Below are 13,722 nucleotides of genomic sequence, written 5' to 3'. Positions count from 1 at the left end.
CTACGGCAGCGGCTGCCGCTGCCGCTGCGGCTACCTCGGCGGGCGTGTCGGCGACGGCACGCGGGACGATTCGTCGACGCGAACGTGGACGGCGTCGCCGCGCAGGTCGAAGAGCAGCGCCGTGCCCACGGGGTAGACGTCGCGCAGCTCCTCGGGCGCGCCGAAGTTCACGAGGAACTGCGCGGACGCGCCGATCGCGCCCGCCGCGCATCCGCCGCCCATGGTCGATTCGAGCGCGGCGCGCGACGGCTGCACGGAGAGGCACTCCCCGCGGACATGCGGGTAGGCGGAGCGGTCGTTCTCGAGCCGCACGAGGGTGAGGCCGTGGAAGCGGGCTGATCCGGTCTCCGCGCCACCGAAGTAGTCGCGCATGTAGACGGGCAGCGGCTGGTCCGGGTCGAAGCGGACCACCGCGACCTCGCGCCCCGCGGGAGCGGTGACCGCCGAGACGACGACCGCGGTGAGCGCCACCGCCACGGCGACCGAGGCGGCCCAGAGGATCGCGAGGCGGCGGGTGGACAGGAGGCGGGGGGTGCGAGGTGATCGGCGAGCTCGTCGTCGCCGTGCGGGCCGTCGCCCCGGCCGGATGCGGACACGATCGCGCCCCGCGGTCCGGTGGGGGCCGCCGCCGCGCGCTCCTCGAGCACGCACAGCCGCGCGACGTCCACCGGATCCGCGTCGCGGCCCGGCCCGTATGCCCGACGCCGCAGCTCGGCCAGCTCCGCGCGCTCGGCCGTCGGCGCCCCGGCGTCCGGGTCCGCGGGCTCGTGGGGATCCATCTCCCGATCCTGTCACCGCGGGCGACCGGCGACCGGCCCACCGGCCCACCGGGCGACGGGCCACTGCGCCGTCCATCCGGCGACCGAGCCTGGTCGCCCGTCGACCGCGCGCCTACGCTCAGCCCATGCTCACCGAGACGGATCTGCGGCTCCCCGACGGCCGCGCGCTGCACTGCTACGACACGGGGCCCGGCGACGGCGCCGACCTCGTGGTCGTCTACCACCGCGGGCACCCCGAACGTCGGGCCTCCGCCCGCGCCGCTCGTCGAGGCGCCCGCGGGCCGCGGCATCCGGTGGATCTCGTACGACCGGCCGGGGTACGGCGGATCCACCCGGCACCCGGGCCGCACGGTCGCCGACACGGCAGCCGACGACGCGGCCCTCGCCGACGCGCTCGGCGTCGAACGGTTCGCCGTGCTCGGGCACTCCAGCGGCGCGGTGCTCGCGCTGGCCACCGCGGCCGCGCTGCCGGCGCGCGTGCTCGGCGCGCTGAGCGTCTCGCCGCTCGCACCCGTCGCCGCCGAGGGCATCGACTGGTTCGCCGGCATGCACGCGGGCGGGGAGCGGGAGCTGCGCGCGGCGGTCGCGGGGCGGGAGGCGCTCGAGGAGGAGCTGGCCGCGTCGACGTTCGACCCGGCGATGTTCACCGACGGCGACCTGCGCGCGCTCGAGACCGACTGGGCGTGGTTGGACGGGGTCGCGTCGCACGGCCTGGACGCGGGCCCCGGCGGCATGGTCGACGACGACCTCGCGCTCGTCGCCGACTGGGGCGTCGACCTCGCGGACGCGACCGCGCCGGTGATCCTGCTGCACGGCGACGCCGACCGGATCGCGCCGGTCGCCCACGCGCGCTGGCTCGCCGACCGTGTGGCGGGCGTCGAGCTCGTCGTCCGCCCGGGCGACGGCCACATCTCGGTGCTGCGGGGCGCCGCGGACGCGCTCGCCCGGCTGCGGGAGCGGATCGCCGAGACCGCCTAGCCTGCGGGATCCACGTCCGGATGCACCCAGAACGGCGAGTAGTGGTAGCCGTCGAGATCGTCGAACTGGCGCTGGTACATGGCCGGGTACTCGTCGGTGTCGCCGATCCGCCCGCCGGCCGCGCGGGCGCGCTCGACCAGTTCGTCGACGGCCACGCGGCTGCCGAGGTCGAAGGAGAGCGTGACCTTGGAGGGCGTGTCGGGTCCGCCGATCAGCTGCTCGACGCCGCCGACGCTCGCGTAGACGTCGCGGCCGAGGAGCATGATCCGCAGGTCGGGCGCGATCGCGAAGCACGCCGAGTCGGGGCCGGACATGGCCTCGTCGCGCGTCCAGCCGAGCGCCGCATAGAAGGCGGCCGCGCGCTCGACGCTGGCGACCGGACAGGAGATGTAGAGGGTCATGCGGATGACGCTCGCGCATCGGACGCCGGCTGTCGACACCCGGTCGCGGATCGGACGACGGCGGATCCGGCCCGGAGACGGCTCTCGCCGACCCGGACGGATCCGGATCGGCGAGAGAGGGGACGTGCGGCGCGCGTCAGTGCCCGCGCGACACCCGCCGCGGCAGGGCGAACACGAGCGCGAAGGCGACGACCGCGAAGATCGCGCTGACGCCCATGGCCGATGCCGACGCATCCGTGAACGCCTGCGGCACCATCTGCGGGCCCTGGATCCCGGCACCCGCGACGCCCGCGAACAGCACGCTGCCGATGACGGCGATGCCGACCGCCGAGCCGACGCGCTGCACGGTGCCGATGACGCCGGAGGCGGCACCCGCCTCGGCCGGATCCACCGTCGCGACGATGAACTGCGCGTTCGGGGCGATGAAGAGGCCGTTGCCGATGCCGGCGAGCAGCAGCGGGACGAGGAGCATCCAGCTGTTCAGGTCGGCCGCGGCGGTGTTGAGCAGCACGAGCCACAGCCAGATCAGGCCGACGCTCACGAGCGCCGTGCCGATGACGAGCACGGTGCGGCCGAGGCGGTTCGTGAGCCGGTTGCTCTGCGAGGAGCCGACGATGCTGCCGATCGCGAACGGGATCGAGACGAGGCCCGACTCGAGCGCCGAGTTGCCGAGACCCGACTGCCAGAGGATCGAGATGGTGAAGAAGATGCTCGTGAACGCCGCGAAGTAGACCATCGCGAGGATCACGCCGCCCGTGAAGGCCGGGTGCGTGAACAGGTGCGGCGGCACGAGGACGCCCTTCGAGCGGCGCGTCTGCAGGACCTCCCACGCCCCGAAGAGCGCGAGGAGCACGACGCCGCCGGCGAGGGAGAGGTAGGTCCAGAGCGGCCAGCCCTGGTCCTGGCCGTCGATGAGCGGCACGAGCAGGGCCACGAGGCCGGCGCTCACCAGGAGGATCCCGACGAGGTCGACGCCCGAGGGGGCGGGAGCCTTGGCGGGCGCGGCCGCGCCCTGGTTCGCGCCCCCGCGCTGCCCGGACTGCGCGCGCACGTCGCCTGCGACCTGCTCGGCCACCTGGCGGCTCGGGAGCAGGAAGATCGCGGCGATGACGGTCGCGAGACCCACGGGCAGGTTCACGAAGAAGACCAGGCGCCAGCCCGACTCCTCCCCCGCGGCCTGGATGATGAGGCCTCCCACGATCGGGCCGAGCGCGGACGAGACGCCGATGACGGCGCCCATGATGGCGAACGCCTTGCCGCGCGCCTGCGGCGGGAAGAGCAGCTGGATGAAGGCGGTCACCGCGGGCACGAACAGGCCGCCCGCGAGGCCCTGCACCACGCGCGCGATCACGAGCTGGAGGTCGTCCTGCGCCACACCGCACGCGAGGCTGGCGAGCGTGAAGAGCGCGATGCCCGTCACGAACACCCACTTGTGCCCGTAGCGGTCGCCGAGGCGGCCCGCGGGGATCAGCGCGAGGCCGAACGCGAGCGCGTAGCCGGAGATGATCCAGCTCAGCGTCGACTCGGAGGCGTCGAGGCTCGTGCGGATGGTGGGCAGCGCCACGTTCACGATGGTGGTGTCGAGCAGCGCGATGAACATGCCGGCGAGCAGCACGATGAGCGCCTGCCAGGCGCGGCGCGAGACGACGGGCGCGGCGGGCCGGCCCGTCACCGATCGGGCTGATGCGGTCGTATCGGACATGGACGCGAGTCCTTTCGTGCCGTCACTCGGGACGGCGGTGGTACGGGCGGATCCAGCTCGACGGGCAGGGTGCATGCGGGGGGACACCCGACCGGAGCGGGTCGGGTGGCTCGACGCGAACGGCTGAGCCCGAGCGGATCCGCGTCGGTGCGGGAGGACGGCCGGGCGGAGGCACCCGTCCACACAGTCTGCCACTGGTTGACCCATGCGGCGCATCTCGTCGCCCGGTCGCGGAGCCGCCGTCCCGGATGCGGCACACGGCGGGCCTGGGGAGGATCGCGACGGGCTAGAAGCCGCACCCCTAGGTTGGCTCCGCGACCTGATCCGAATCCGTCGCCATCGCTCCTCCCGCGTGACCTGCCCGGCGCTCGGCGTCCGCCCACCCGCCCCTCGTCCTGCTCGGAGGCGCCGTGTCCCGTCGCGCTCGTCGCTCCCCCTTCCGTCCCGCCCTCCTGGCCGTCCTCGTCGCGGGGGCGCTCGGGGCGGTCCCGCTGCCCAGCGCGGTCGCCACGCCGGGAAGCGCCGCCCCGGTCGTGACCGCGACCGCGACCGCCGCCACGCGCCAGATGGAGCGCCTCGGCCGCGCGCCGGAGGCCGCCCTGGTGCCGAACGGCGTCCACCTCTCCTGGCGCATGCTCGGTACCGATCCGGATGCGATCGCGTTCACGGTCTACCGGGACGGCATCCGCATCACGCCGACCCCGCTCACGAGCGCGAACGACCTCACGGACCCGAACGGCCGACCGACCTCGCACTATGAGGTGCGGAGCGTGGTCGGCGGCGTCGAGGCTCGGGTGACGGGATCCTTCGGCGTCCGCACCGCGCCCTACACGTCCGTCCCGCTCGACCGTCCCTCTGGCGGCGTCACGCCCGCCGGGGAGCGGTACGAGTACAGCGCGAACGACACGAGCGTCGGCGACGCCGACGGCGACGGCACCTACGAGCTGTTCGTCAAGTGGGATCCGAGCGACTCCAAGGACAACGGCCAGGCCGGCTACACCGGTCCCGTGCTCCTCGACGCCTACCGGATGGACGGCACCCGGCTCTGGCGCATCGCGCTCGGCCCGAACGTCCGCGCCGGCGCCCACTACACGCAATTCCAGGTCTACGACTACGACGGCGACGGGCGCGCGGAGGTCGTCATGAAGACCGCGGACGGCACGGTCGACGGACGGGGGACGGTCATCCGCGACGGTCGCGCCGACCACCGCAACGCGCGCGGATACGTGCTCTCCGGAGCCGAGTACCTCACCGTGTTCTCTGGGCTCACCGGTGCCGCGATCGACACCGTCCCCTATGACCCGCCGCGGGGCGATGTCGCGTCGTGGGGCGACTCCTACGGCAACCGCGTCGATCGGTTCCTCGCGGCCACGGCCTACCTCGACGGATCCCACCCCAGCATCGTCATGACCCGCGGCTACTACGCCCGCACGGCCCTCGCGGCCTACGACTTCGACGGCCGCCATCTCGTCCAGCGGTGGCTCCTCGACAGCAGCACTCCCGGGAACGCCGCGGCCGCAGGCGAGGGGAACCACAACCTGGCGGTGGCCGACGTCGATGGGGACGGCCGCGACGAGATCCTCTTCGGATCCATGACGGTCGACGACGACGGGCACCTGCTGTACTCGACGAAGCTGGGGCACGGCGACGCGATCCACGTCGGCGACCTGGTCCCGGGCAACCCGGGCCTCGAGGCCTTCGCGGTGCACGAGATCATGGGGCAGTCCGGCAACCGCGCCGCGACCATGCGCGACGCCGCCACCGGGCGGATCCTCTGGAGCATCCCCGGCAACCAGGACACCGGCTTCGGCCTCACCGCCGACGTGGATCCCCGCTACCCCGGCTCCGAGTCGTGGGCGTACGGCGCGGGCCCGGACGGGAAGCCCCAGGCTCAGCTGCGCGCCGCCGACGGAAGGCTCATCACGGACGCCATCCCCGACTCGCGGTTCGCGGTGTTCTGGGACGGGGATCTGCTGCGCGAGCAGCTGGGCGGCGCTTTCGACCCCGCCTCAGCGGCGGCCGTCCCGGTCATCTCGAAGTGGAACTGGACCACCCGGAACCGCGACGTGCTCCTCACCGCCACGGGTGCGCTCACCGACAACTCCACGAAGGTGAATCCCATGCTCCAGGCCGACCTCCTCGGCGACTGGCGCGAGGAGGTCGTCGTGCGCAGCGCCGACTCGCACGAGCTGCGCATCTACTCCACCACGGATCCGACCTCCACCCGCCTGCGGACCTTCATGCAGGATCCGACGTACCGGCTCGGAGTCGCCTGGCAGAACACGGGCTACAACATGCCGCCTCAGCCCAGCTACTTCGTCGGGGCGGGGATGGGCACGCCGCCCGTGCCGCGGATCCGCCTGGCCGGACCCGGTTCGTGAGCCGCTCGCCGGACAGGCGACCCGCGCACCGCCGTCCGGTGGCTCGCGCGCTCGCCATCACCCTGGTGCTCCTCGGTGCACCTCTCACGGCGACCTCCGCCACCGCTGCCCCGCTGCCGTCACCGTCGAGCGGTGGTGCGCTGCCGCCCCCCGTGTCGCTCCCAGACCAGGAGCAGGCGCCCACCGCGCCCACCGCGCCCGAGGACGCTTCCCTCGCCGCCGCGGCGCTCCGGCAGGTCGAGTACCTCGACCGCGCCCCGGAAGCTGCCCTCGCCGCCGACGGCGTCCACGTCTCCTGGCGCCTGCTCGGCACAGACCCGGACACCGAGTCGTTCATCGTCTATCGGGACGGCGTGCTCATCACCCCGTCCGTCCGCGCTCACCGCGACGACCGATCTCGTCGACCCCGGCGGCCGTCCCGGCTCGACCTACGTCGTGGCGGACTCCCGCACCGGCGCATGGACGGCCGTGACACGGTCGTTCGGGGTCCGTACGGCCGCGTACGTCCCCGTCCACCTCGACAAGCCGGCGGACGGCACCACCCCCGCCGGCGAGCGCTACTCCTACAGCGCCAACGACACCAGCGTGGGCGACGCCGACGGGGACGGGCAGTACGAGTTCTTCGTGAAGTGGGACCCCAGCGACTCGAAGGACAACAGCATCCCCGGGTACACCGGTCCCACCATGATCGACGCGTACCGCATGGACGGGACCCGTCTCTGGCGCATCGACGTCGGCACGAACATCCGCGCCGGTGCGCACTACACCCCGTTCCAGGTCTACGACTACGACGGCGACGGTCGGGCGGAGATCGCCTTGAAGACCGCCGACGGGACCGTCGACGGCGGAGGCGTCGTCATCGGCGACCCGCGCGCGGACTTTCGCAGCCCAGACGGCTACATCAAGTCGGGCCCGGAGTTCCTCACGATCTTCTCCGGGCTCACGGGCCGCGCCATCGACACCATTCCCTACGAGCCGGTGCGCGGCGACCTCGGCCGCACATGGGGCGATCTCCATGCGAGCAAAGCCGACCGGTACCTCGCGGCGACGGCGTACCTCGACGGGGTCCATCCGAGCCTCGTCATGACCCGCGACTACTACTACCGCACGGCGCTCATCGCCTACGACTTCGACGGCCAGCACCTGAAGCGGCGCTGGCTGTTCGACAGCAGCGCGCCCGGGAACGCTCGGGGCGCAAGCCAGGGCAACCACAACCTGGCCGTCGCCGACGTCGACGGCGACGGCCGCGACGAGATCGTCTACGGATCGATGACCATCGATGACGACGGGCACCTCCTCTACTCGACCGGGCTCGGTCACGGCGACGCGCTCACGGTCGGCGACCTCGATCCGACCCGCCCCGGATATGAGGCGTTCGCCGTCCACGAGTTCATGGAGCGGTCCGGGAACCGGGCGGCCACCTTCCGCGATGCGCGGACGGGCCAGGTCCTCTGGAGCATCCCCGGCGACCATGACACGGGGCGCGGGCTCGCGGCGGATGTCGACCCTCGCCATCCCGGCGCTGAGGCGTGGTCGTACGGCGGCGGCGCCAACGGCTCGGACGATGCGGAGATGCGCACGGCAGACGGACAGTTCCTCGGGCACCAGATCCCGCAGCCGAACTTCGCGGCGTTCTGGGACGGCGACGCGCTCCGCGAGATGGTGGACATCAGCAGCTACGACGCCGCCCGCCACACCGGGGTGCCCATCATCTCGAAGTGGAACTGGACCACCCAGCACCGCGACGAGCTGATGGTGGCGCACGGCACCTCCACGGACAACGGGACGAAGGGCGATCCCATGCTGCAGGCCGACCTCCTCGGCGACTGGCGCGAGGAGCTCGTGTGGCGAAGCGAGGACTCGAGCGAGATGCGCATCTACTCGACGACCATCCCGACGGGCATGCGTCTGCGTACCCTCATGCAGGACCCGATGTACCGCGTGGGCGTCGCCTGGCAGAACAGCGGCTACAACCAGTCGCCGCAGCCGAGCTTCTTCATCGGTGCGGGCATGGCGCCCGCGCCCGCACCGCGGATCCGCGTCGTCCCGCCGAGGGCCCCCGCCGCGGCGGGGTAGCGCCGCGACAGGCCCGTCGCGATAGGGGCCGCTTCCGTCATCCGGCGGATGCGGTGCACCCAGCCGCGTCGATACGGTGGACGGGTGAGCGCCGCATCCGCCCCCGAAAGCGTCGGCCGGTTCTGGATCCGCCCCCGGCCCGACCGCGCGGGGTTCCGCTTCGACGCCCTGCTCGCGGTCGTGATGCTCGTGCTCACCACCTTCAGCGTGATGCTCTACCACGCCATCGGGATGTACCCGTCGCGCCCGCCGATCTGGGTCGTCATCGGGTGGATCGTGTTGATGACGGCACCCCTCGCCGCCCGCCGGCTCCAGCCCGAGGCCGTCACCCTCGTGGTGTCCGCGGTGTTCATCATCGGCGCCTACCAGTTCGTGCCCGAGGTGCTGTTCTCGAACATCGCGATGTTCATCGCCATGTACTCCCAGGGCGCCTGGGGTCGGAGCCGGGTGCGGTCGAACGTCGTGCGCGGGATCGTCGTGGTCGGCATGTTCACCTGGCTGTTCACCGAGCTGCTGCGGACCTCCGGCTACCACTCGCTGTCCTCGTCGAGCTTCGAGGACGCCCCCACCGACGCCTGGGTACCCGCCCCCGTCGCCGCCGGCCTCATCTCGATCATTACGAACCTCCTCTACTTCGGCGGCGCCTGGTACTTCGGCGACCGCGCCTGGGCGTCGGCGCGTGACCGGTGTGCGCTCGAGGTGCGCACCGCGGAGCTCGCGACGGAGCGGGAGCGCGTCGCGGACCAGGCGGTGACGCTCGAGCGGGTGCGGATCGCGCGGGAGCTGCACGACGTCGTCGCGCACCACGTCTCCGTGATGGGCGTGCACGCCGGCGCGGCCCGGCGGGTCCTCGACCGCGACACCGCGAAAGCGGCGGCGTCCCTCGGGATCGTCGAGGACAACGCGCGGAGCGCCATCGAGGAGCTGCACCGGATGCTCGTCGCGCTGCGGCAGCACGACGACGGCACGGGATCCGACGATGTGGGCGCCGGCGGCGACGAGACCCGCACGGCATCCACCCGCGGCGTGGATCAGCTGCACGAGCTCGTGGCGGACGCCTGCGGCGCGGGCCTCACGGTCGCGTACGACATCATCGGCACCCCGCGTCCGCTGCCCCCCACGGTCGACCTCATCGTCTACCGGGTGGCGCAGGAGTCGCTCACGAACGTGCGGAAGCACGCGGGCACCGGCGCGCGCGTCGACCTGCGCCTCCGCTACCTCGCCGACCGCGTGGAGGTCGAGGTGAGCGACGCCGGACCGGGGGGCGCGACCTCCGCCCCGGGCGGTGACGGGCCCGGCGGCCTGGGTCAGCGCGGCATGCGGGAGCGCGTGGCGGCGGTCGGCGGATCCATCGAGATGGGCCCGAAGGCGCGCGGCGGCTACCTGGTGCGCGCGTCGCTGCCGACGAGACGCGCCCCGGTCGCGACCCCGGTGCCGCTGCCCGAGCCCATCGCCGCATCCGTTCCCGAGGGGACCCGCGCATGACCGCCACCGACCCGACCGCAGCGGCGGGCTCCGCACCGGCCCTCGCGCGCGTCCGCGTCCTGCTCGTCGACGACCAGGCGCTCGTGCGCGCCGGGTTCCGCGTGATCCTCGAGAGCGAGGACGGCATCGAGGTGGTCGGCGAGGCCGCCGACGGCGAGGAGGGCGTGCGCCTCGCCGGCGCGCTCGCGCCCGACGTGATCTGCATGGACGTGCAGATGCCGCGCGTCGACGGGCTCGAGGCCACGCGCCGCATCGTGGCCGACCCAGCGATCCGGGCCGGCGTCCTCATGCTCACCACCTTCGACCGCGAGGACTACCTCTTCACCGCGCTCGACGCGGGCGCGAGCGGGTTCGTGCTGAAGAGCGCGTCGCCGGAGTCGCTCGTGGAGGCCGTCCACGTGATCTCGCGCGGCGACGCGCTGCTGTCGCCCGACGTCACGCGCCGCGTCATCGACCGCTTCGGCCGCGGATCCGGTGCGTCCGACGACGATGAGGCCACGCCGACGCCCGCCCCGACGATCCCGACCGACCCGCGCGTCGCCACCCTCACCGACCGCGAGCTCGAGGTGCTGCGCCTCCTCGCCGAGGGGCTCGCGAACGCGGAGATCGCTGAGCGGCTCTACCTCGGCGAGGCGACCGTGAAGACGCACGTCTCGCGCCTGCTGCTGAAGCTCGGCGTGCGCGACCGCGTGCAGGCCGTCGTGTTCGCGTACGAGCGCGGCATCGTGGTGCCGGGCGCGAGCTGACCCCGCCGCCCGTGGCGCGGTGCGATGCGGCGGCGATGGGGGCGGGGGCGGCGGCGAGCTCCGGGGCGTCACGGCCCATCGGGCCCGGGACCGTCGGTCACGCGCGGCAGTTGACCCCCGACGGGTCGAACCGGCAGTCGCTGCTGCCGTTGAACCAGGACGGGGGGCCGGCCAGCGCCGTGGTGGCATCGTGCGCTGCGGTGGTGCTGCTGGCCCCTCCGACCAGGACGGCGACGCCGTCGGCGACCGCCGGGACCGCGGGTGCAAGAGCGGTGGCCACCAGGGCGGTGGCGGCGAGGGCGAGGGCCCACGGGGTCCGGTGTGCGTGCTTCGTCATGCTGGTTCTCCTGTCGTCGTTGCACACCGGGCAACCCCGATCCGCGGTCGCGGATCGAGCCGGGTGCGCCAGCACCATAGATGCTTCCGAGGACCCGTGCGGGCGAGCGCGCACAGGCACGTTCGAGGACGAGACGGGGCAGCGATGTTGACGTTGCCGAGGAACGGCAGGGGCGAGATGGATCCGCCGCCGGTCGTGACGAGCACGGTGCCGCGGCCGGCCTCGATCATGCCCGGCAGGACGTGCCCGACTGCCGTGAGGGCGCCGCCGAGGTAGAGGTCGATCTGCGGCTGCGGGTTCGCGGGGGTGACCTCGAGGACGTCGACGGACTCGAGGGACGTGTCGGCCGGGGAGAACTCGAGCACGTCGATCGGGCCGAGCGCGGCGACGACCGCGTCGAGCGCGCGGGTGACGCTCGCGGCGTCGCGGATGTCGGCCGCGAAGCCCCGGGCGGTGACGCCCCCGCCGCCGAGGGTGGCGGCGCGGCTGTCGAGCTTGGCCTGGTCGCGGGAGACGAGGGTGGCGGCGAAGCCCTCGCGGCCGGACGCGCGGGCGATCCCGAGGCCGAGTCCGGCGCCCGCGCCGACGATGGTGATGAGGGGCAGGGGGATCCTTTGCCTGGCCGACGTCCGCCGGGATGAGCGGTGAGTGGAGGGCGACCTCAGGTGCGAATGCACGCACATCTTGAGGCCGACCTCAACTACAGGGAGCCCCATGGCCGAGCAGCGGAGCATGCGGCGCGACGCCCGCGCGAACGTCGAGAAGCTCCACGCGGCCGCCCTGGCGACGTTCACCGCGCGCGGCCTCGACCCCCCTGGAGGACATCGCGCGCGCCGCCGGTGTCAGCATCGGCACGCTCTACAACCGCGTGGGCTCCCGCGAGGCGCTCATCGACGCGGTGATCCCGACCATCGCCGGCGAGAAGCTGCTCACCCTCGAGGCGTCCGTCGACGCGGAGGCCACCCCGCGCGCGCGGCTGGAGCGCTTGGTCGACCTGCAGCTCGAGGATCCCGCCCTCAACGACGCGATGCTCCGCCGCTTCCCGGAGGCCGCCGCGCTCATCAGCACCTGCGACCGCTCCCTCGCGCTCGGGCGTCGGCTCGTCGAGGAGGCGCACGACGACGGGTCCCTGTCGGACGGCTTCACCGACGACGACCTCATGTCCATCATCTGGCTCGCCGGCACCGCCAGCCGGGAGCGTGGCGCCGGGTCATCGACCGTGGTCTCGCCGCCGCGTGGCGGGACGCGTCGTGACCCGGCCGCCGGATCAGCGCGCCGCGATGTCCCCTCGCTCCTCGCGACGGCGGCGCAGCGCCGACTCGTCCTTGCCGACGATCGCGAGCAGCACGATCGCGAGCACGACGCACACGAGGATCAGCACGAAGGTCACGTCCCAGCCGAACGCGTGCACCGAGGCGCCGATCCCGGTGGAGGCGAGGGTCGCGCCGAGCACGTAGCCGAAAAGCCCCGTGAACCCGGCGGCGGTCCCCGCGACCTTGCGGGGGCTGAGATCCAGCGCCTGCAGGCCGATGAGCATGACCGGGCCGTAGATCAGCCCGCCGATGAGCACCAGCGCCGCGAGCGAGACCCAGAGCGGGCCGTCGGCCGGCGAGAGCCAGTAGATCGCGACGGCCAGGCCCACGGCGGCCATGAAAAGGATCCCCGTCGGCGAGCGCCGCCCGCGGAAGACCTTGTCGCTGATGTACCCGCAGAGCAGCGTGCCGGGGATCCCCGCGAGCTCGAACAGCAAGAACCCGGCGATGCCCTCGCCGAGGCTGGCGCCGCGCACGTCGGCGAGGTAGATGGGCGCCCAGACGAGCACGCCGTAGCGGAGCGTGTAGACGAAGACGTTGGCGAGCGCGAGGTTCACCATGGTGCGGTTCCCGATGACGTAGCGGCGGATGGTGGTCCAGGTCGACGCGCCCTCGTCGGCGGCGTCGGTCTCGACGGGCGCCGGGTCGTGCCGGTGCTCCTCGATGGGCGGCAGGCCCTCGGACTCGGGGGTGTCGCGGAGGAGGACGAAGGCGACCAGCGCAATCACGATGCAGACGATGGCGGGGAACCAGAACGCGCTCTGCCAGGTGCCGAACGTCGCGATGGCGAGGCCCGCGAGTCCGCCTGCTCCCGCGCCGCCGACGTTGTGGGCGACGTTCCAGATGGCTGTCTTCCCGCCGCGCTCGGACGTGGAGAACCAGTGCACGAGCGTGCGGCCGGACGGCGGCCAGCCCATCCCCTGGAAGAAGCCGTTCACGATCATCACGACGGCGAAGAGCGCCACGGACGCGCCGACGGCCGGCACGAACGCGACCACCAGGTTCGCGAACGCGGAGAGCAGCAGCCCGATGGGGAGGAACCAGCGCGCGCTGCTGCGGTCGCTGACGATCGCGCTGAGGAACTTGCTGAATCCGTAGGCGAGGAGCACGCCGTTGGTGAGGATCCCGAGGCCGAGGGCGCTGAAGCCGTTCTCGTCGCGGAGGATCGTCGCCACGAGGGGAACGTTGTTGCGGATGAGGTAGTAGGCCGCGTAGCCGATGAAGATGCCCATGAACACCTGCAAGCGGAGGCGCGGGTAGCGGCGGGCGACGGTCGCGTCGTCCAGCCGCGGCGCGGGCGGTGGGGCCGCCATGAAGGCGAGGAGCCCGCGTCGGACGGCGGCGCCGTCGGGTCGGGTGCGCTGGTCGGTGGTCATGGTGCTGCCTCCTGGCGGTCGCATCGTCGCGGCCTCCGACCACCTAACGCCGTCGCGAGACGATCGACTAGGGGCGGCACGCGATCGCGTCGATCGGCCGGCGTGGGGATCGCCCGAACGGGAGGGCTGCGGCCTCTGGGAGGCTCCA

At 73.1% G+C, this 13,722-nt stretch carries 11 protein-coding genes and 1 pseudogene; 6 read left to right on the top strand and 6 right to left on the bottom strand.

Translation table 11 applies throughout. The features are described 5' to 3' along the window. Window positions 1-30 precede the first annotated feature (30 nt). Window positions 31-477 carry a hypothetical protein gene (locus tag CMS_RS04825; RefSeq protein WP_012298373.1) on the bottom strand — a complete coding sequence of 149 codons (447 nt, stop codon included), beginning with the start codon at window positions 475-477 and terminating at the stop codon, window positions 31-33. 62 nt (window positions 478-539) lie between these two features. Between CMS_RS04825 and CMS_RS04820 the strand changes: the two genes are divergently transcribed. Further along, window positions 540-1,757 carry an alpha/beta fold hydrolase gene (locus CMS_RS04820; protein ID WP_012298372.1) on the top strand — a complete coding sequence of 406 codons (1,218 nt, stop codon included), beginning with the start codon at window positions 540-542 and terminating at the stop codon, window positions 1,755-1,757. Here the strand turns inward: CMS_RS04820 and CMS_RS04815 are convergent. Both CMS_RS04815 and CMS_RS04810 read right to left on the bottom strand, forming a co-directional pair. Then, the gene (locus tag CMS_RS04815) at window positions 1,754-2,158 is read right to left on the bottom strand and encodes a VOC family protein (RefSeq protein ID WP_041464883.1); all 405 of its coding nucleotides are present in this window, start codon (window positions 2,156-2,158) and stop codon (window positions 1,754-1,756) included. The two genes, CMS_RS04820 and CMS_RS04815, sit on opposite strands and share 4 nt — an antisense overlap. Window positions 2,159-2,294: 136 nt before the next feature. Continuing rightward, a complete protein-coding gene (locus tag CMS_RS04810) occupies window positions 2,295-3,860 on the bottom strand; it encodes an MFS transporter (protein WP_049791896.1) in 1,566 nt (521 codons plus the stop codon). A gap of 410 nt (window positions 3,861-4,270) precedes the next feature. On the opposite strand from CMS_RS04810, the gene CMS_RS04805 reads away from it, so the two are divergent. The 5 genes and pseudogenes from CMS_RS04805 to CMS_RS04790 all read left to right on the top strand — a co-directional run bounded on the left by CMS_RS04805 (window position 4,271) and on the right by CMS_RS04790 (window position 10,548). Then, on the top strand, window positions 4,271-6,241 hold the full coding sequence (locus CMS_RS04805) for a rhamnogalacturonan lyase (protein ID WP_012298369.1): 1,971 nt from the start codon (window positions 4,271-4,273) through the stop codon (window positions 6,239-6,241). Beyond that, window positions 6,238-6,549 (top strand): annotated as a pseudogene (locus CMS_RS18225) (hypothetical protein); the annotation flags it as partial. The gene CMS_RS04805 and the pseudogene CMS_RS18225, both read left to right, overlap by 4 nt. Before the next feature lie 127 nt (window positions 6,550-6,676). Then, a complete protein-coding gene (locus tag CMS_RS17780; protein ID WP_049791895.1) occupies window positions 6,677-8,317 on the top strand; it encodes a rhamnogalacturonan lyase in 1,641 nt (546 codons plus the stop codon). A gap of 84 nt (window positions 8,318-8,401) precedes the next feature. Continuing rightward, entirely contained in the window at window positions 8,402-9,802 is a 1,401-nt protein-coding gene (locus CMS_RS04795) for a sensor histidine kinase (RefSeq protein WP_041464414.1), read from the top strand. Next, window positions 9,799-10,548, top strand: a complete 750-nt coding sequence (locus CMS_RS04790; protein WP_012298367.1) for a response regulator — start codon at window positions 9,799-9,801, stop codon at window positions 10,546-10,548. Before CMS_RS04795 ends, CMS_RS04790 begins: the two co-directional genes overlap by 4 nt. Window positions 10,549-10,645: 97 nt before the next feature. Here CMS_RS04790 and CMS_RS04785 read toward each other — a convergent pair whose 3' ends face one another. From CMS_RS04785 to pgtP, 3 genes are all read right to left on the bottom strand, one after another. Then, window positions 10,646-10,885 (bottom strand): hypothetical protein, encoded by a 240-nt coding sequence (locus CMS_RS04785; RefSeq protein WP_041464413.1) that lies wholly within the window; start codon window positions 10,883-10,885, stop codon window positions 10,646-10,648. Further along, the gene (locus CMS_RS16180; protein ID WP_049791894.1) at window positions 10,882-11,679 is read right to left on the bottom strand and encodes an SDR family oxidoreductase; all 798 of its coding nucleotides are present in this window, start codon (window positions 11,677-11,679) and stop codon (window positions 10,882-10,884) included. Before CMS_RS16180 ends, CMS_RS04785 begins: the two co-directional genes overlap by 4 nt. 473 nt (window positions 11,680-12,152) lie before the next feature. Continuing rightward, window positions 12,153-13,574 (bottom strand): MFS transporter, encoded by a 1,422-nt coding sequence (gene pgtP / locus CMS_RS04770; RefSeq protein ID WP_012298365.1) that lies wholly within the window; start codon window positions 13,572-13,574, stop codon window positions 12,153-12,155. Between the last annotated feature and the right edge of the window lie 148 nt (window positions 13,575-13,722).

It is taken from the genome of Clavibacter sepedonicus, from assembly GCF_000069225.1.
Classification (GTDB): domain Bacteria; phylum Actinomycetota; class Actinomycetes; order Actinomycetales; family Microbacteriaceae; genus Clavibacter; species Clavibacter sepedonicus.
Note: the sequence above shows the minus strand (reverse complement) of the source record. Positions and strands in the feature narration are given on the sequence as shown.